This window comes from Falsiroseomonas sp. RANM36 (assembly GCF_056682175.1).
Map to the genome: position 1 here is coordinate 698,608 of NZ_JBWXTD010000003.1, position 17,081 is coordinate 715,688.

At 73.0% G+C, this 17,081-nt stretch carries 14 protein-coding genes and 1 tRNA gene; 7 read left to right on the forward strand and 8 right to left on the reverse strand.

Translation table 11 applies throughout. The features are described from left to right. Both AC1MIR_RS08140 and AC1MIR_RS08145 read right to left on the reverse strand, forming a co-directional pair. Positions 1-1,525, reverse strand: a 1,525-nt coding sequence (locus tag AC1MIR_RS08140) for a hypothetical protein (RefSeq protein ID WP_480027675.1), incomplete at its 3' end; no start/stop codon positions are given. Positions 1,526-1,598: 73 nt separating this feature from the next. Then, positions 1,599-2,951 (reverse strand): APC family permease, encoded by a 1,353-nt coding sequence (locus tag AC1MIR_RS08145; RefSeq protein ID WP_480027676.1) that lies wholly within the window; start codon positions 2,949-2,951, stop codon positions 1,599-1,601. A 132-nt stretch (positions 2,952-3,083) separates the two neighbouring features. Here AC1MIR_RS08145 and AC1MIR_RS08150 point away from each other — a divergent pair, with 132 nt between their 5' ends. From AC1MIR_RS08150 to mdoH, 5 genes are all read left to right on the forward strand, one after another. After that, positions 3,084-4,058, forward strand: coding sequence for a Bug family tripartite tricarboxylate transporter substrate binding protein (locus AC1MIR_RS08150; protein ID WP_480027677.1), 975 nt, complete (start codon positions 3,084-3,086; stop codon positions 4,056-4,058). Next, positions 4,055-4,555 carry a tripartite tricarboxylate transporter TctB family protein gene (locus AC1MIR_RS08155; RefSeq protein ID WP_480027678.1) on the forward strand — a complete coding sequence of 167 codons (501 nt, stop codon included), beginning with the start codon at positions 4,055-4,057 and terminating at the stop codon, positions 4,553-4,555. Before AC1MIR_RS08150 ends, AC1MIR_RS08155 begins: the two co-directional genes overlap by 4 nt. A gap of 130 nt (positions 4,556-4,685) precedes the next feature. Then, positions 4,686-6,185 carry a tripartite tricarboxylate transporter permease gene (locus tag AC1MIR_RS08160; protein WP_480027679.1) on the forward strand — a complete coding sequence of 500 codons (1,500 nt, stop codon included), beginning with the start codon at positions 4,686-4,688 and terminating at the stop codon, positions 6,183-6,185. 97 nt (positions 6,186-6,282) lie between these two features. Continuing rightward, on the forward strand, positions 6,283-7,017 hold the full coding sequence (locus AC1MIR_RS08165) for a tellurite resistance TerB family protein (protein WP_480027680.1): 735 nt from the start codon (positions 6,283-6,285) through the stop codon (positions 7,015-7,017). A 56-nt stretch (positions 7,018-7,073) separates the two neighbouring features. Next, positions 7,074-8,741, forward strand: a complete 1,668-nt coding sequence (mdoH, locus tag AC1MIR_RS08170; protein ID WP_480027681.1) for a glucans biosynthesis glucosyltransferase MdoH — start codon at positions 7,074-7,076, stop codon at positions 8,739-8,741. Positions 8,742-8,787: 46 nt separating this feature from the next. Here mdoH and AC1MIR_RS08175 read toward each other — a convergent pair whose 3' ends face one another. After that, complete coding sequence (locus AC1MIR_RS08175) at positions 8,788-10,080, reverse strand: c-type cytochrome (RefSeq protein ID WP_480027682.1); 1,293 nt, start codon at positions 10,078-10,080, stop codon at positions 8,788-8,790. 34 nt (positions 10,081-10,114) lie between these two features. Here AC1MIR_RS08175 and AC1MIR_RS08180 point away from each other — a divergent pair, with 34 nt between their 5' ends. Beyond that, positions 10,115-10,882 (forward strand): creatininase family protein, encoded by a 768-nt coding sequence (locus tag AC1MIR_RS08180; RefSeq protein WP_480027683.1) that lies wholly within the window; start codon positions 10,115-10,117, stop codon positions 10,880-10,882. A gap of 2 nt (positions 10,883-10,884) precedes the next feature. On the opposite strand, the gene AC1MIR_RS08185 is transcribed toward AC1MIR_RS08180, so the two are convergent. Beyond that, positions 10,885-12,630, reverse strand: coding sequence for a M10 family metallopeptidase C-terminal domain-containing protein (locus AC1MIR_RS08185; protein WP_480027684.1), 1,746 nt, complete (start codon positions 12,628-12,630; stop codon positions 10,885-10,887). Between the two features lie 214 nt (positions 12,631-12,844). Here AC1MIR_RS08185 and AC1MIR_RS08190 point away from each other — a divergent pair. Further along, a tRNA-Gln gene (locus tag AC1MIR_RS08190) sits at positions 12,845-12,919 on the forward strand. Between the two features lie 42 nt (positions 12,920-12,961). On the opposite strand, the gene AC1MIR_RS08195 is transcribed toward AC1MIR_RS08190, so the two are convergent. Genes AC1MIR_RS08195 through AC1MIR_RS08210 form a run of 4 tightly spaced genes read right to left on the reverse strand, consistent with a single transcriptional unit; the run spans position 12,962 to position 17,002 of the window. After that, positions 12,962-13,894 carry a 2-hydroxyacid dehydrogenase gene (locus AC1MIR_RS08195; RefSeq protein WP_480027685.1) on the reverse strand — a complete coding sequence of 311 codons (933 nt, stop codon included), beginning with the start codon at positions 13,892-13,894 and terminating at the stop codon, positions 12,962-12,964. Then, positions 13,894-14,364 carry a hypothetical protein gene (locus AC1MIR_RS08200; protein WP_480027686.1) on the reverse strand — a complete coding sequence of 157 codons (471 nt, stop codon included), beginning with the start codon at positions 14,362-14,364 and terminating at the stop codon, positions 13,894-13,896. The genes AC1MIR_RS08195 and AC1MIR_RS08200 overlap by 1 nt, the downstream gene beginning before the upstream one ends. Then, a complete protein-coding gene (locus AC1MIR_RS08205; protein ID WP_480027687.1) occupies positions 14,361-15,971 on the reverse strand; it encodes an ABC transporter ATP-binding protein in 1,611 nt (536 codons plus the stop codon). Before AC1MIR_RS08205 ends, AC1MIR_RS08200 begins: the two co-directional genes overlap by 4 nt. Then, complete coding sequence (locus AC1MIR_RS08210) at positions 15,968-17,002, reverse strand: ABC transporter permease (RefSeq protein ID WP_480027688.1); 1,035 nt, start codon at positions 17,000-17,002, stop codon at positions 15,968-15,970. Before AC1MIR_RS08210 ends, AC1MIR_RS08205 begins: the two co-directional genes overlap by 4 nt. Positions 17,003-17,081: the final 79 nt, after the last annotated feature.

Consider the following 17,081-nt stretch of genomic DNA (forward strand, 5'->3'; position numbering starts at 1 on the left):
GCCGCCGGGCGGCGGGGCGGCCCCCGCCGGCCCTCACCCCCGGGGGGGGCCCCCCCGCCCCCACGCCCACGCCAAGCGTGAAGCCCGCCGCGGGGCGCGTCGCGGCGAAGCGGAACAGCCGGCCGGCGGCCTCCACCTCCAGCCGGGCGGCGCTGCGGCCGGTCAGCACCAGCATCGCGTCGGGATCGGCGCAGTCGCCGGCGAACCACGCGCCGCGGAGCGGCGGCGGGATCTCCTGCGCCGCCGCCGGCGCGCCAAGCAGCAGGGCAGCGACCAGCAAGGCCAGCGCGCGGGGCAGCATGCTCATTGGATCTCGATCTCCTCGCCGGCGCAGAGGTCCACGCCGCGCTGCACCACCTCGCGCCCGTCGCGGAACACGGCGACGAGGTCCGCCGCGCAGGCATCCGGGCCGGTGGCCTCGATCTCGATCGCCGCGCCGATCGGCAGCGTGTCCTCGCCCAGCCGGTCGGCGCCGCGCGGCCCACCCGGTCGCCCGGTGTAGATCTCGACGATCGGCAGCGGCCCAACGTTGCGCAGCCGCAGCTGCCTCGCCCCCCGGCGCCGCCGCGTCCGGCGCCACGGGCTCTTCCCCGTCCAGCCGCGCCGCGACCACCCAGCCGGGCCGCAGCACCACGCGCGTCGTCTCGCAGATGTCGATGGCGCGCCGCTCCTCGGCGGCGCCATCGGCGAAGACGATGCGCAGATCGGCCCGGCAGCCGCCGGTGGTCTCCACCGTGGTGTCCTCGTCCACTGCCAGCATGGCGCTGCCCAGGCGGTCCGGGCCCCAATCGGGCTCGGCGCTGTCGGAGAGATACACCTGCCGCACCGTGGCCAGGTGGCGGTTGGCCAGGACGATCTGCCGCGTCGGCGGACGAACCAGGGCGCTGCGGTCGAAGGCGACCTCGCGCTGGGCGCAGAGATCCATGCGCTGCCGCAGTTCCTCCTGGTTGTCCTCGTAGACGGCGCGCAGGTCGAAGACGCAGTCGCGGGTGCGCATCCGCAGCGCCAGGCGCCCGCCGGGCGGGATCACGGCGCGGCCGAGCCGGTCGCGCCCCCAGGCCGAAGGCCCTTCCGCCGAGACGTGCAGCTCCCGCAGACGGAGCTGGCTGCGGTTCGCCACGGCGAATTCCAGCGTCGGCAGGGCGGGGTCGCCGAAGACCAGGCGCGGCGCGGCGCAGATGTCGAGGCCGCGCCGAACCTCCTTGCTGCCGTCGGCGAACCGGGCGACGGCATCGAACACGCAGGCCGGCACGCGGCCGAGCCGGATGCGGTGGGTGCTGGCCGGCCGCACCACCTCGGCGCCGAGCAGGTCCGGGCTGCGCGCGGCGCTGTCCGGCGGCAACAGGAAGAACTGCATCAGCGCGAGGTCGGTCTCGTTCTGCAGCACCAGCTCGCGCTCCGGCGCCGGCTGCGCGGGCGGGGCTGGCGGGGCGGGTTGCGCCGCCGCCCCGAAGGCCAGGGCCAGGCAGGGGATGAGCGCCATGGCGGCGATGGCGCGGCGCGCCAGGACCTGCAACCTCGTCATGCGGCGTCGTTCCCCATCGGACCGGCTGGCCGCCCGACAATGCGTCGCGCGGCGCGGTGTCGGCAAGCGCGGCTCAGCCATCCCCGGCTTCCGGCGCGGCGTCCATGGAGTCCGGCGTGGCGGCGGGCCGCAGCAGGGCGAAGGCGAGCAGGATGGCGCAGAGCAGCGCGCCGGCCAGCGCCGGGGCCCGCCAGTCGCCGGCCAGCACGCGGTTGACCAGCAGCGCGGCGCAGACCAGCGCGCCCGCCGCCGGCACCGCCGCCGGCACCTCGAAGCCGCCGCGCGGCTCGCCCTGCCGGCGCTGCAGCACCAGCAGCGCGACATTCACCACGCTGAACACGCCGAGCAGCAGCAGCACCGTCGCTGCGGCAAGCTGGCCGATGTCGCCCGCCAGCACCAGCGCGAGGATCACCGGCAGCAGCGCCAGGATCGCCACATGCGGCGTGTGCCGCCGCGGATGGATGCGCGTCAGCGCGCGCGGGAACAGCCCGTGCCGTGCCATGCCGAGCAGCAGGCGCGAGGCGGTGACGTAGTTCAGCAGGCCGGTGTTCGCCACGGCGAAGAGGGTGATCGCGGCATAGCCCCAGGCGGGAAACCAGGGCGCGGCGCGCGCCATCACCTCCACCAGCGGGCCCGGCGCGACCGCCAGCTCCTGCCAGGGCACCACGGACACGGCGGTGATCGCCACCGCGATGTAGAGCGCCGTCGCCGCCAGCATCGCGGCGATGATGCCGAGCGGCAGGGTGCGGCGCGGGTCGCGCGCCTCCTCCGCGACGTTCAGCGTGTCCTCGAAGCCGATGAAGGCGAAGAAGGTCAGGATCGCGCCGGTCATCAGGAAGGACAGGCCGATGCCCTCGCCGCCCGGCGTCTCCAGCAAGGGCCGGCTGCCCCACCAGCCGATGCCCACCACCACCACCAGCACCAGGCCGCCGGCCTCGACGAGGGTGCAGACGATGTTCACCCACATGCTCTCGCGGATGCCGCGCAGCACGACGCCGGCGAGCAGCAGCACGAAGCCGGCCGCCAGCGCCACCGCCGGCACCTGCTGCAGCCCGGTCAGCGCCAGCAGGTTCGCCGCGACCACGCGCGACTGCGTCGCGACCGAGGTGAGGCCGGAGGCCATGACCGCCAGCCCCACCACCCAGGTCAGCAGCGGACGGGCGAAGGCGCGGCCGGTGACATAGGCGGCGCCGCCCGCGCGCGGATAGCGGCTGCCGAGCGAGGCATAGGAAAGCCCGGTCAGCAGCGCCGCGACCATCGCGACGAGGAAGCCGAGCCAGACCGCGGAACCGAGCTCCCCCGCCGCCCGCCCGACCAGGCCGTAGATGCCCGCCCCGAGCATCCCGCCGAGCGTGTAGGCGAAGAGCTGGAACGGCCCGATGCTGCGGCGCAGGGCTGGCTCTGCCTTGGCTCGCTGCTCCGCCATGCGCCGGGGTCCTCCCCTGTCGGATGAGCGCGGCGGCCGGCCCGAGGGGTGCGGCCGCGCCGTTTGCACCGGTGTTGCGGCTGTCATAGGCTTCGCGCAACACCGTGGACCGGTCGATTCCGGGGAGGAACCATGAATCTCTATCGCCGCAACGTCCTGACCGCCGCCCTCGGCCTGTCCGCCGTCGGCGGGTTGGGGGCGCCCGCCTGGGCGCAACAGCGCTTCGCCAACATCTTCATGTTCGTCCCTGCCGGCCCCGGCGGCGGCTGGGACGGGCTCGGCCGCGCCATCGAGCAGGTGGCCCGCGGCGCCGGCCTGGTCGGCAACTTCCAGTTCGAGAATGTCGGCGGCGCCGGCGGCATGGTCGGGCTGCCGCGCTTCGTCGCGCAGCGCCGCGGTCGCGCCGACGCGCTGATGGTCGGCGGCTCCGTGATGGTCGGCGCCGGCATCACCAACAAGTCGCCGATGACGATCAAGGACGTGGTGCCGATCGCGCGCATGACCGAGGAGATCGGCGTCATCGTCGTCCCCTCCGCCTCCGAGTTCCAGAACATCGGGCAGCTGCTGCAGGCGCTGCGGACCAATCCCGGCGCGGTGGCGGTGGGCGGCGGCTCGGCCGGCGGCACCGACCACATCACCCTCGGCCTCGTGCTGAAGGCGCTCGGCCGCAACCCGCGCGAGGCGTCCTATGTCGCCTTCGCCGGCGGCGGCCCGGCCCAGGCGGCGATCATCGGCGGGCAGGTGAAGGCCGGCATCTCCGGCTATTCGGAATTCGCCGAGCAGATCAAGGCCGGGCGGATGCGCGCGCTGGCCACCACGGGGGAACGCCGCTCGGATGCCGCCATCCCGACGCTGAAGGAAAGCGGCGTGGATGTCGTGACGTCCAACTGGCGCGGCGTTTTCGGCGCGCCCGGCATCAACGCGACGCAGCGCCAGGCGCTGACCGACCTGATGACGGCGATCCATGCGCTGCCGGCGTGGAAGCAGATGCTCGAGACCCGCGGCTGGGACGACGCCTTCCTCGCCGGAACCGCCTTCGAGCAGGCGCTTGCCAGCGACATCGTCGCGACCGAGGGCGTGCTGCGCGACCTCGGCCTCGCCACGTGACAAGGGCGCGTCCGGACCGCGCGGATCTCGGTGCCGGGCTCTTCGTGTTGGGGCTCGGCGGTGTCGCGGTCTGGCAGGCGCTCGCGATCCCGACCTCGCCCCTCTATGCGCAGGTCGGGCCGAAGCTCGTGCCCTGGCTCATCGCCGCCGGTCTCGTGGCGCTCGGCATGGGGCTGACCGCGGCGGCGCTGCGCGGCGGCTGGTCGGCCGACATTCCGGAGATCGCGGAGGCGCCGCCGCCCAATCCGCGCTCCTTGGCGCTGCTGCTGGCGGCGTTGCTGGCCAACCTCGTGCTGATCGTGCCGCTCGGCTTCACGCTGGCGGCGACGGCGCAGTTCACGCTGGTCGCCGCCGCTTTCGGCTCCCGCGCCTGGCTGCGCAACGCGGCGATCGCCTTCGTCCTCGCGCTCGGCGCCTACACGCTGTTCGTGAAGCTGCTCGGCGTGAACATCGGCGCGGGCGTGGTCGAGGCGCTGGTGTTCGGCAGCCCCGAGTGACCGCGCGGCGCCATCGCCAGGGCCGCGACTGCGGCCCCGCGCACGACGCGACCGACGGCGCCAGCGCAGTGGTGCATCGGCGCGCAAGGCAAGCCACCGGAGGTGGCGCCCGCCGCCTGAGGGCAGGATAATGGACGCCATCGACGGCCTTTCGATGGGCTTCGCCCATGCGCTGAGCCTGAGCAACCTGGGCTGGGCGCTGCTCGGCTGCTTCCTCGGCACGGCGATCGGCGTGCTGCCCGGCCTCGGCCCGGCGCTGACCATCGCGCTGCTGCTGCCGATCACCTACAGCGTCAGCGCCACCGGCGCCTTCATCCTGTTCTGCGGCATCTTCTACGGCGCGATGTATGGCGGCTCCACCACCTCCATCCTGCTCAACACGCCGGGCGAATCGGGCTCGATCATCACCGCGCTCGAGGGTGCGAAGATGGCGAAGAACGGCCGCGCGGGGCCGGCGCTGGCGACCTCGGCGATCGGCAGCTTCGTCGCCGGCACGGTCGGCACGCTCGGCATCGCCTTCCTCGGCCCGATCGTGGTGGAGCTGGCGCTGAAGCTCGGCCCGGCCGAGTATTTCTCGCTGATGGTGCTCTGCTTCGTCACCGTCTCCGCCGTGCTCGGCGGCAGCGCGCTGCGCGGGCTGACCAGCCTGTTCTTCGGCCTGATGCTCGGGCTGGTCGGCATCGACCTGCAGACCGGCCAGCCTCGCCTGACCTTCGGCATCCCCGAATTGCTGGACGGCGTGAACGTGGTGCTGGTGGCCGTCGCGCTGTTCGCGGTGGGGGAGACGCTCTACCTCGCCTGGCGCTACGTGGAGGGCAAGGCGGAGGTGCTGCCGGTCGGGCGCATCATGATGAGCCGCAGCGACTGGAAGCGCAGCTTCTGGCCCTGGATCCGCGGCGCCGGCCTCGGCTTTCCCTTCGGCGTCATGCCCGCCGGCGGGTCCGAGATGCCGACCATGCTGAGCTACTACGCCGAGCGGAAGCTCGCCTCGCCCGAGGCGCAGAAGGAATTCGGCACCACCGGCGCGATCGAGGGCGTGGCCGGGCCGGAGGCGGCGAACAACGCCGCGGCGGCGGGCGTGCTGGTGCCGATGCTCACCCTCGGCCTGCCGACCAGCGCGACGGCCGCGATCATGCTGAGCGCCTTCCAGAGCTACGGCATCCAGCCCGGCCCGCTGCTGTTCACCACCCAGGCCGAGCTGGTCTGGACACTGATCGCCAGCCTGTTCATCGCCAATGTCATGCTGGTGGTGCTGAACCTGCCGCTGGTCGGGCTCTGGGCGCGCATCCTGAAGATCCCGCAGCCGCAGCTCTATGCCGGCATCCTGGTCTTCGCGACGATCGGCACCTACGGCATCAGCAATTCGGTGGTGGACCTGGTGCTGCTCTACGCCATCGGGATCGTCGCGATGTTCATGCGCCGCTTCGACTTCCCGGTGGCGCCGGTGGTGATCGGCATGATCCTGGGCCCGATGGCCGAGCAGGCGATGCGCCAGGCGCTGACCATCAGCCAGGGCGACTGGTCCACCTTCGTCACGCGGCCGGTGAGCCTGGCGATCCTGCTGGTGGCGGTGAGCGCGCTGCTCGGGCCGCGCCTGTACGGGGCCTGGGTGCGGCGGATGGCAGGGTAGCCCCGCCGGCATCACGAAGCCGTTCGATCTGTTTCCGCTGCGTTTCAGCGGCGGCGCCGCGCTTGATCCGGTGCACGCGCCACCCGAGATCGCCGGCATGATCGACGCCAAGCGACTGCTCGACAGCTTCCTCGGGACGCAGGGAACAGGCCGGTTGCCCAGCGCGCCGACCGCCGCGCCACCCGGCCCCGGCGGCGGGTTCCAGCTGCCGGGCGGGCTGTCCGACATCACCCGGCATGTGCCGGGCGGCGCGGCGGGGCTTGCCGCCGGCGCGGGGCTGCTCGCGGCGATGCTCGGCGGCAGGAAGCTGCGCAAGATGACCGGCGGCGCGGTGGCCTATGGCGGCGCCGCGGCGCTCGGCGCGCTGGCCTATCGCGCGTGGCAGAACTGGCAGGCGCAGCAGGGCGCGCAGCCCGCGCAGGGCGTGCCGCCGCCGGCCGCCGGACGCGTCCTGCCCGCCGCCGCCCCGGCCGCGGACGGCGCGCCCTTCGAACTCGCGCTGGTCCGCGCCATGGTGGCCGCGGCCAAGGCCGATGGCCATGTGGACGCCGACGAGCAGCGCGCGATCTTCGGCGCGGTGGAACGCGCGGGGCTGGATGCCGAGGCGAAGGCCTTCGTCTTCGACCTGCTGCGCCGCGACATCCCCTTCGAGGAGATCGCCGGCGGCGTCGCCACGCCCGAGCAGGCGGCGGAACTCTATCTCGCCGCGCGGCTGGCGATCGACCCGGACGAGGCGTCGGAGCGTGCGTGGCTGGCCGCGCTGGCGCACCGCCTGGCGCTGCCGGACGGGCTGGTCGCCGAGATCGAGGCGGAGGCCCGGCGCGCGGGCTGAGAGCGCGCCGCGCCGCCTGCCGCACGCCCGCCATCATCCTGGCCGATGCGGCGCGCGTGACCGACGAGAATCCGGTGCTGCGGCGCGCGCTGTTCGGGGCGCTGGTCGCGGCCATCGCCCTGCTGCTGCTGTTGCTGACCTGGCGCGCCCTGGCGCCAGGCGGGATCAACGCCGCGGAGGCGCTGATCCTGCTCGGCGTGCTGCTGGTGACGCCCTGGGCGGCCCTCTCGGCCGGCAATTCGCTGGTGGGGCTGGCGATCCTGCTGCTCGCCCGCGACCCGCCCGCCGCGGTGCTGCCGGCGCTTCGCCTGGCGCGGCCGGGCGCGCCGAAGGCGGTCACCGCGCTCGCCGTCTGCATCCGCAACGAGGACATGGCGGCCGTTCTCCCGCCGCTCGCACGGCTGCTCGAGGGGCTGGCGGAGACCGGCGCGGGCGACCGCTTCCGGCTCTGGCTGCTGTCGGACACCCAGGATCCGGCGCTGGCCGCGACGGAGGAGACGGCCGTGGCGCGCTTCGCCGCCGGCCGGGCGCATGTCCGCTATCGCCGGCGCGCGCAGAACGCCGGCTTCAAGGCCGGCAACGTGATGGACTTCCTGGACCATCACGCGACGGACGAGGACTTCTTCGTCACGCTCGACGCCGACAGCGTGATGACGGCGGCCGCGGTGCTGCGCCTGGTCGCGATCATGGAGGCCGATCCGCGCCTGGCGATCGTGCAGCAGCTCATCGTCGGCCGCCCGGCGCGCGCCGCCTTCCCGCGGCTGTTCCAGTTCGGCATGCGCGCGGGGATGCGCAGCTGGGCGACCGGCCAGGCCTGGTGGCAGCTCGATTCCGGCCCCTACTGGGGCCACAACGCGATCCTGCGCTGCGAGCCCTTCCGCCGGCATGCCCGGCTGGAGGCGCTGCCGGACGGCAGCCGCATCCTCTCCCACGACATGGTGGAATCGGTGCGGCTGCAGGCGGCGGGCTGGCGCGTGCGCTGCCTGCCGATGGAGGAAGGCAGCCTGGAGGCGAACCCGCCGGCGATGCCCGAATTCATGCGCCGCGACGAGCGCTGGGGTGCCGGCAACATGCAGTACTGGCAGCTGCTGCGCCTGCCGAACTTCACCGTCATGGGCCGCCTGCAGCTGCTCCAGGCGATTCTCCTGTTCCTGGGTGCGCCGCTCTATGCGGCGATCCTGTTGCTGGCGGCGATCAACGCCGTCTCCGGCGGCGGGGCGGGGACGCCGATGGGCGCGCTGGCGATCGCGATCCTCGCGCATTGGCTCTGCTACTTCTCGCCGAAGCTCGCGGGCTATGCGCATGCGCTGCTGAAGGGCGAGGTCGCGGCGCGCTATGGCGGGCGCGTCGCCTTCGCGAAGGGCGCGCTGACCGAGATCGCCTTCATGCAACTGTTCGAGCCGCTCTCGACGCTCAACAAGGCGATCTTCCTGGCGAGCCTGCCTTTCGGCCGGCGCACCGGCTGGGCGCCGCAGAACCGTGCGGAACGCGGCATCGCCTGGGGCGACGCGGCGCAACTGCTGTGGCCGCACACGCTGATCGGCGTTGCGCTGACGCTCGCCTTCGCGACCGTCTCGCCGGCGGCGTTGCTGCTGGCCCTGCCCTTCACGCTGGGCATGGTTCTGGCCGTGCCGCTCTGCGTGTGGAGCGCCGATCCCGCGGTCTCCCGCTGGCTCGCCGAGCGCCGCATCGCCGCGACGCCGGAAGAGCTGGTCCAAGCGTGAGCGACTGATTCACCGCTCCGGCGAGTCCGCCTCCGCGGATCAGGCGCTACCGGGTGACCAGCTCGAGAAAATCGAGCAGCGCACGCAGATCCTGGTCATTGTCCACGCGCTGCACCGGCATCTTCGTCCCCGGCGTCACGGTGTCCGGGCCGCGGGTGAACAGGTCCGCCACCGTCTCCCGCGTCCAGACGATGTCGCCGCGCGCCAGCCGCTCGGAATACTCGTAGCCGGCGACGCTGCCCATGCGGCGGCCGAACAGGTTGTGCAGATGCGGCCCGGCCATGTTGCCGCCCTCGGCGGTCAGCGAATGACAGGCGGCGCAGGCCCGCCAGACGCGCGCGCCATGCGGGTCCGCGCCGTCGGGGATCGCCTGCTCGGCCTCCGCGCCCAGCGGGCCGATGGGCCGGCCGGTCGCCACGTCCCAGCGGCGCACGCGACGATCCGTGCCGCCGGTCCAGAGGCTCCTGCCATCCGGGGCGAAGATCGCGGACCACACCGGCAGCCCGGGACCTTCGAGCGTGTGGCGCAGCCGCAGCGCGGCGGGCTCCCACAGCGTGACGTTGCCGCCGAGCGAGGCGGCGGCCACCAGCGCACCGCCCGGCGCCGCCGCCAGCGCGACGATGGGCCGCGCGCCCGCCCGCACCTCCCGCACCGCGCCGTCCGGCGCGACCAGGCGCAGCATGCCGTCCACGCCGCCCACCGCCAGCGTGCCGTCCGGCAGCGCGGCCAGCGTGTTCTGCGGGAAGCCGAACTCGACCACGACCAGCCCGGCCTCGCCCGCCGGCCACAGCCGCACCGTGCCGTCGAAGCCGGCGGTGGCGAGGGTGCCGTCGGGGCGGAAGGCCACGGCATTGACGTTGCCGCGATGCCCCTCGAGCACCTGCGCCGCACCGGTGGCGAGGGTCCAGATCCGCGCGGTGCCGTCCCAGGCCGCCGAGGCCAGCCGGCTGCCATCGGGCGACAGCGCGAGCGCCACGACGGGCTCGGTATGGCCTTCCAGCACGCGCGCCGGCTGCAGGCCCGGCCGCGCCGGCCACAGCGCGATGCGCCCATCCTCCCCGGCCGAGGCGAAGCCCCCGTCCGGCAGCGGCGCCAGCGCGTTCACCGCCCCGGCATGCCAGCGCACCACGGCGCGCGCGCGGCCGGCCTCGGCGTCCCAGACGATCATGGACTGGTCGAAACCCGCGGAGGCCAGCGCCGCGCCGGAGGCCGCCAGCGCCCGCACCGGGCCGCCATGCACGGCCTCCTGCGCGCGGGCGCCAGGCGCAAGCAGCAGCAGGATCAGCAGCAGGAATCGCATGCCCGGCAAATTGCCGAACTCGGCGCCGGCTGCAACCATCCCCCGCAGCGATCGCAGCCAGGGACAGATGCCGATGAGGACACACGCGCAGGAAGTCGCCTGGGCCCGGCTGACGGCGGCCGAGATCCAGGCGCGCGCGAAGCCGGAGACGGTCGTGCTGGTCCCCACCGCCTCGATCGAGCAGCACGGGCCGCATCTGGCGACGGGGGTGGACATGTGGCTGGCCTCGGCGGTGGCCGAGCGCACGGCGCGCAAGCTGCAGGCGGCCGGCACGCCGGCGCTGGTCACGCCCTGCATCTGGTCCGGTCTGGCGGACCACCACATGCCCTTCGGCGGCACGCTGACGCTCGACATCCACGGCTTCGCCGCCGTGGTCGGCGGCGTCGCGCGCTCCGTCGCGCGCCACGGCTTCCGGCGCATCGCCCTGGTCAACGGCCATGGCGGCAATGTCGAGGCGATCGCGACCGCGGCGATCGAGCTGACGAAGTCGCTCGGCGTGCCGGTGGTCGGCGTCACCTACTGGCAGGCCAGCGCCGACCGCTTCGCCGCCATCCTGGAGAGGCAGACGAATGTGCAACATGCCTGCGAGGCCGAGACCTCGATGGTGATGGCGGTGCAGCCCGACGGCGTGCGGCCGGCCAACATCGCCGCCGCGGTGCCGAAGCGCGCCGTCCCGCCGGCGCCGCCCGGCTTCAAGCGGCATCGCGGCTTCATCGAGATGACGGACACCGGCGTGATGGGCGATCCGCGGGCCGCCAGCGCGGAGAAGGGCGAGCGCCTGCTGGAGGCCGCGGCGACGCGCCTGGCGGAGGAGATGGCGCGGCCCGAGCTCTGGGCCTGAGGCTACAGGACGAAGTCGCCGGCCGAGAGCTGGCCCGGCGCCAGCCCGGCCAGCAGCAGGCCGTCGCCCCCGCCAAGCGCGATGGAGACGCCGCCCGGCACGGCGCTGGCCAGCGCCATGACATCCGCTGTGGACAGCCCGAACCCGGTCAGCACCAGCCGGTCCTGGCCCGGCGCGAAATCCTCGATCCGGTCCCAGCCATCGCCGCGGCGCAGCACGAAGCTGTCGGCGCCGAGGCCACCGCGCAGCGTATCCGCGCCGCCGCCGCCCTCGACGAGATCGTTGCCGGCGCCGCCGTCCAGGCTGTCGTTCCCGGCGCTGCCGCGCAGATGGTTCGCGCCGCCATTGCCGATCCCGGTGCCGGGGACAAGCAGGCGCAGCATCTCCACCCAGGCCGGAAGCGCGATGGGCAGCGCCGCCTCCACCAGCAGGCGGTCCAGCCCGCCGCCGGGCTGCTCGATCACCAGGTCGCCCGGGCTGTCCACCATGAAGCTGTCGAAGCCCGCGCCGCCGATCATCGTGTCGGCGCCCGCGCCGCCGATCAGCAGGTCGTCGCCGTCTCGGCCATCGAGCCAGTCATTCCCCGCGCCGCCCTCCAGCCGGTTGGCGGCCGGGTTGCCGGCCAGCGTGTCGGCGCCCGTGCCGCCGATCGCGTTCTCGATCAGCGAGGCTGTGTTGCCCTCGAACAGCAGGCTGTTGAAGACATTGCCGCGCGCCTTGGTGCCGTCGCGGGTGTCGAGCGTGGCGAGCTGCGCGGCCGACAGCACCGAGAAGCCGCCCGGCGCCAGGTCCACCGACACGCCGCCGGCGTAGTTGGACAGGTCGTAGGTGTCCACGCCGCCGCCATCCCAGATCGTGAGGAAGACGCGGTTGGCGTTGCCGCCGATGCCGTTGCCCGGCGCGCCCTGGCCGATGCCGTCCACGAAGCTCTCGCCCGTCGCGGCATCCCAGCGATAGACCGTGTCGCCCGCGCGGTGCGTGTAGTCCGCTCCGTACATCGCCTGCAGCGCGGCGATGTCGAGCATCATCCAGCCCTGCGCATAGTCGAAGGTGCCGTTGCTGTAGCCCGCGGTGGTGGAGGCGCCGACCTTCGAGCGATAGGACATCACCGTGAATTCCAGGCTGTCCCATTCCAGCGGCATCGCGCCGAAGCCGTTCCAGCTCTCATGCGGATGCTTCAGGCCGAGCGCGTGGCCGAGCTCATGCACCGCCACCATGAACTGGTAGGTGCCGAGGCGGGGCGAGTCGAAGCTGTAGCGGCTGCCGAACCACACATCCCCGCCCTCGCGCCCGTTCGGGTAATAGGCCCAGGCGGTGGACGGGGCGGAGGAACGGGCGATGCGGATGTCCGCCCAGCTGTCCTGCGCCTCCTCGACCAGCGCCAGGCGGGTGAAGGCGGCGACGGAAGGCCCCGGGCTGCCCGGCCCGGTCGTGATCCCCGCCGCGTCGCCGAGCAGGATCTTGCGCACCGCGTCGCGCATCCCGGCGCCGATCTGGGCAAAGCCGCGCGCCGGCTCAGAGGCGCCGTAGAAGGCCTCGTAGTCGCTCGCGCTGTCCGGGAACGCGAAGGAGACCGGATCGCCCATGCTCCAGGCGAAGCCGCTGAGCAGGCCGTCCACGCCGGCATGGCCGGTCGGGGCCAGATGCAGCCGCGGCGCGGTCGGCTCGGCCGCCACGGCGGCGACGCCGAGCGGCGAATCCGGGGAATCGGAGCTGAAGCCGTTGGCGGCCCAGCACTGCCAGCACATGCGGGGGCGGTGTCACGGAGGATCCGGCGTGGCGGCCCGTCCTCATGACCTGGCCGGCCTCCGCCTCCTGCGGGACGCGAGGCCACGCGCCGGCGCGCCTCGCATGTCGCATCCTGGCGGACGGCGATGAAGACTTGATGAAGCCGCGCGCGCATCGCCGTGCCCGCGCGGCAGATTGAACGCCGCGCCCGTCCGGGCTAACGGAAGCAGCGGCTGGGGCGTAGCCAAGCGGTAAGGCAGCGGTTTTTGGTACCGCCATTCCCAGGTTCGAATCCTGGCGCCCCAACCACGCCGATCCTGGTCGGGCCGGACGGTTCGCGCTGCGCCGCCCTCAGTAGCCGGCGCTGAAGTCCACCAGGTTCAGCAGCGTCTCGCCCGCCCGCGCCCGCCGCAGGTTCTCCACCACCTGCGGCGCCGCGCTGGCCGGGATGGTGATGCTGGCCGCATGCGGCGTCATGACCACGCGGGGATGCCGCCAATAGGGATGCTCCGGCGGCAGCGGCTCCGGCTCGAAGACGTCGAGCGCGGCACCCGCGACCTGGCCGCTGTCGAGCGCCGAGAGCAGGTCGGCATCCACCACATGCCCGCCGCGCGCGCCGTTGATCAGGAAGGCGCCGCGCGGCAGCCGCGCCAGCAGCCCTGCATCCACGATCCCCCGCGTGGCCGGGGTGAGCGGCAGCAGGCAGATCAGGATGTCGGATTGCGACGCCATGGCGGCGAGGCCCTCATCGCCATGGAACGTCCGAACCCCCTCCACCGCACGCGGCCTGCGTGTCCAGCCCATCACCGGGAAGCCGAGGCCGCGCAGCAGCGCGGCGGCATGGCTGCCGAGTTCACCGAGGCCGAGGATGCCGATGCGGCGCTCCGCGGTGACGGGCGCCGGCAGTTCCCGCCAGACCCGCTCCTGCTGCAGCGCGCGGTACTCCAGGTCCTGGCGGTGGAAGCGGAGCACGTTCAGCAGCACCCACTCGCCCATCTGCGTGGTCAGCATCCGGTCCACCAGCCGCGCCACCGGGATGCCCGGCGGCGGCCCCGGCGGGCGCAGCAGATGGTCCACGCCCGCGCCCATCGAGACGATAAGCTTCAGGTTCGGATAGCGCCGCAGCTCGGCCATGTCGTGCGAGGTCCAGACCACCGCGGCCTCGATCGCCGCGGGATCGTCGGCACCGGGGAACATGCGGATCTCGAGGCCGGGATCGAGCGCCAGCAGCGCCGTGCGCCAGGCTTCCATCGCATTGGCCTTGGTGGACAGCAGAACGGCCATCAGGCGGCCTCCCTCGGCGCATCCGGCGCGGCATGCTCTCGCGCCACCAGGCGAACGAAGCTGCGCCAGTCGTCGCGGTGCGTGGCCGCGACCTTCCGCCCGTCCGGCAGTTCCGCGAACAGCGTCAGGACGCCCTTGGCCCAGAGCCCGTCGAAATGCGCATCCGACTGCAGCGCCCAGGCGGAGGCGCGCTCGAACACGCCATCCTTCACCCGCGGCTGCACCTTCGCGAGCCACCACCAGCAGCCCACGGCGAGGATCGCGAAGCCCAGGTAGAAATGCACATACGCGGTGGCGGCGAAGGATGTCGCAAGGATCAGGCCCGCCGGCAGCACGTTCTCGCCCGTGCGATAGACCGGGCTGCCGGGCGAGTTCATCTTGCGGATATGCACGCCGAGCTTCATGCGCTCCGTCGCGAGAAGCTCGCGCAGGATCTCCAGGGGCGCCCGCGGCTCCGGCTCTTCGGTCATGTTCTCACCTGGCCCGGCTCGGCGGCCGCCAGGTCGAAGGCCGCCGCCATCAGCGCCCGCGTGTAGGGCTGCTTCGGCGCGGCGACAACCGCCTCCGCCTCGCCTTCCTCCACCACGCGCCCGTCCTTCAGCACGATGATGCGATGCGCCATGGCGCGGACCACGCGCAGGTCGTGGCTGATGAACAGATAGGCGAGCCGGTGCCGCGCCTGCAATTCGCGCAGCAGCTCCACCACCTGCGCCTGCACGCTGACATCGAGCGCGCTGGTCGGCTCGTCCAGCACCACCAGGCGGGGCTTCAGCACCAGGGCGCGGGCGATGGCGATGCGCTGGCGCTGGCCGCCGGAGAATTCATGCGGGTAGCGCTCCGCCATCTCCGGCGTGAGGCCGACCTCGCGCAGCGCGGCGGCGACGCGCTCCGCGCGCTCGGCGGGCGCGAGCTTCTCATGCACGGCGAGGCCCTCGCCCACGATCTCGCCGACCGTCATGCGCGGGCTGAGCGCGCCATAGGGGTCCTGGAAGACGATCTGCATGCGCGCCCGCAAGGGCCGCAGCGCGGCGCGATCCAGGCCCTGGATGTCGTGGCCCTCGAAGCGGATCGCGCCCTCGGAGCCCTCCAGCCGCAGCATCGCCAGGCCGAGCGTGGTCTTGCCGCTGCCGGATTCGCCGACGAGGCCGATCGTCTCGCCCTCGCGGATCGCCAGGGATACGCCGTCCACCGCCTTCACCACGCCGACGGTGCGCCGCAGCAGGCCGCGCCGGATCGGGAAATGCACCTTCACCTGCTCGCCCTGCATCACCACCGGTGCAGCGGACTGCACCGCTGCGGGGCGGCCGCGCGGCTCGGTCGCCAGCAGCATCTTCGTGTAGTCGTGCCGCGGATTGGCGAAGACTTCCGCGACATCGCCCTGCTCCACCGCCTGGCCGTGGCGCATCACCACCACGCGGTCGGCGTGGCGCTTCACGATCTGCAGGTCGTGGGTGATCAGCAGCATCGCCATGTCCAGCGTGCGCTTCAGATGCGCCAGCAGCTCCAGGATCTGCGCCTGGATCGTGACGTCGAGCGCGGTGGTCGGCTCGTCCGCGATCAGCAGCGCGGGATCGTTGGCCAGCGCGGCGGCGATCATCACGCGCTGGCGCTGGCCGCCGGAGAGCTGGTGCGGATAGGCGTTCAGCCGGTCCTCCGCCTGCGGGAAGCCGGCACGGCGCAGCAGCTCCACCACGCGTGCCTGCAGCGCCTCGCCTTTCAGCGGGCGGTGCAGCGTGATCGCCTCGCTCACCTGGCGGCCGACCGTGTGCAGCGGGTTGAGCGAGGTCATCGGCTCCTGGAAGACCATGCCGGCGGTGCCGCCGCGCAGCCGCCGCAGATCCTCGCCCTGGGCGGCGAGCACATCGGTGCCGTCCAGCACGATGCGCCCTTCCGGGTTCGCGCCGGCGCCCGGCAGCAGGCGCAGGCAGGACAGCGCCGTGACCGACTTGCCGGAGCCGGATTCGCCCACCAGCGCCACCGTCTCCCCGCGCTTCACGTCGAAGGACACGCCCTGCACCACGCGCGTGCCGCGGAAGGCGACGGAGAGATTCTCGACCGAGAGGATCGGAGAGGTCATTTCGTGCCGCCCGGCAGCTTCCGCGGATCGAAGGCGTCGCGCACCGCCTCGCCGACGAAGATCAGCAGCGTCAGCACACCGCCGAGCACGACGAAGGCGGTGATGCCGAGCCAGGGCGCCTGCAGGTTGTTCTTGCCCTGCGCCACCAGCTCGCCGAGCGAAGGCGAGCCGGGCGGCAGGCCGAAGCCGAGGAAGTCGAGGCTCGCCAGCACCGTCACCGAGCCCGACAGGATGAAGGGCAGGAAGGTGAGCGTCGCGACCATCGCGTTCGGCAGGATGTGGCGCCACATCACGGTGGTGTCGCTCACGCCCATCGCCTTCGCCGCGCGCACATAGTCGAAGTTGCGCCCGCGCAGGAACTCCGCGCGCACCACGCCGGTCAGCCCCATCCAGGAGAACAGCAGCAGGAAGACCAGCAGCGTCCAGAAGCTCGGCTCGATGATGCTGGCCAGGATGATCAGCAGGTAGAGCTGCGGCATGCCCGACCAGACCTCGATGAAGCGCTGGAAGGACAGGTCCACCCAGCCGCCGTAATAGCCCTGCACCGCGCCGGCCGCGACGCCGATGATGGAGCTCACGATGGTCAGCGAGAAGCCGAACAGCACGGAGATGCGGAAGCCGTAGATCACCCGCGCCAGCACGTCGCGGCCCTGGTCGTCCGTGCCGAGCCAGTTGCGCGCGGAGGGCGGCGCGGGCGAAGGCCGGCCGAGATCGCGCACCACCGTGTCGTACTTGTACGGGATCGGCGGCCACAACGCCCAGCCGCCGCGCTGCTCGAACTCGCCCACCACCGTGCGATCCTTCCAGTCCATCTCGACCGGCAGGCCATCGGGGATCACATCGCTTTCGGCATAGCCGACCACGGTCGGGAACAGCCAATTGCCGTCCACGCGCGCGAGCAGCGGCTTGTCGTTGGCGATGAACTCCGCGAACAGCGTCAGCACGAACAGCAGCAGGAACACCCAGAGCGACCAGAAGCCGCGCCGGTTGGCCCTGAAATTGGCAAGGCGCCGCCGGTTGATGGGGGTCATGGGCGGTCGCTCCGGGTGTTCCTGCTGCTGTTCGTGCTGACGCTGTTCGCGGTGTTCATCGCCAACGACAAGCCGCTGC

Excerpts from the sequence above, each read along its gene's own strand:
- AC1MIR_RS08145 (WP_480027676.1), bottom strand. The coding sequence starts at position 2,951 with ATGGCGGAGCAGCGAGCCAAGGCAGAGCCAGCCCTGCGCCGCAGCATC.
- AC1MIR_RS08150 (WP_480027677.1), top strand. The coding sequence starts at position 3,084 with ATGAATCTCTATCGCCGCAACGTCCTGACCGCCGCCCTCGGCCTGTCC.
- AC1MIR_RS08160 (WP_480027679.1), top strand. The coding sequence starts at position 4,686 with ATGGACGCCATCGACGGCCTTTCGATGGGCTTCGCCCATGCGCTGAGC.
- AC1MIR_RS08165 (WP_480027680.1), top strand. The coding sequence starts at position 6,283 with ATGATCGACGCCAAGCGACTGCTCGACAGCTTCCTCGGGACGCAGGGA.
- AC1MIR_RS08175 (WP_480027682.1), bottom strand. The coding sequence starts at position 10,080 with ATGGTTGCAGCCGGCGCCGAGTTCGGCAATTTGCCGGGCATGCGATTC.
- AC1MIR_RS08180 (WP_480027683.1), top strand. The coding sequence starts at position 10,115 with ATGAGGACACACGCGCAGGAAGTCGCCTGGGCCCGGCTGACGGCGGCC.
- AC1MIR_RS08185 (WP_480027684.1), bottom strand. The coding sequence starts at position 12,630 with ATGTGCTGGCAGTGCTGGGCCGCCAACGGCTTCAGCTCCGATTCCCCG.
- AC1MIR_RS08195 (WP_480027685.1), bottom strand. The coding sequence starts at position 13,894 with ATGGCCGTTCTGCTGTCCACCAAGGCCAATGCGATGGAAGCCTGGCGC.
- AC1MIR_RS08200 (WP_480027686.1), bottom strand. The coding sequence starts at position 14,364 with ATGACCGAAGAGCCGGAGCCGCGGGCGCCCCTGGAGATCCTGCGCGAG.
- AC1MIR_RS08205 (WP_480027687.1), bottom strand. The coding sequence starts at position 15,971 with ATGACCTCTCCGATCCTCTCGGTCGAGAATCTCTCCGTCGCCTTCCGC.
- AC1MIR_RS08210 (WP_480027688.1), bottom strand. The coding sequence starts at position 17,002 with ATGACCCCCATCAACCGGCGGCGCCTTGCCAATTTCAGGGCCAACCGG.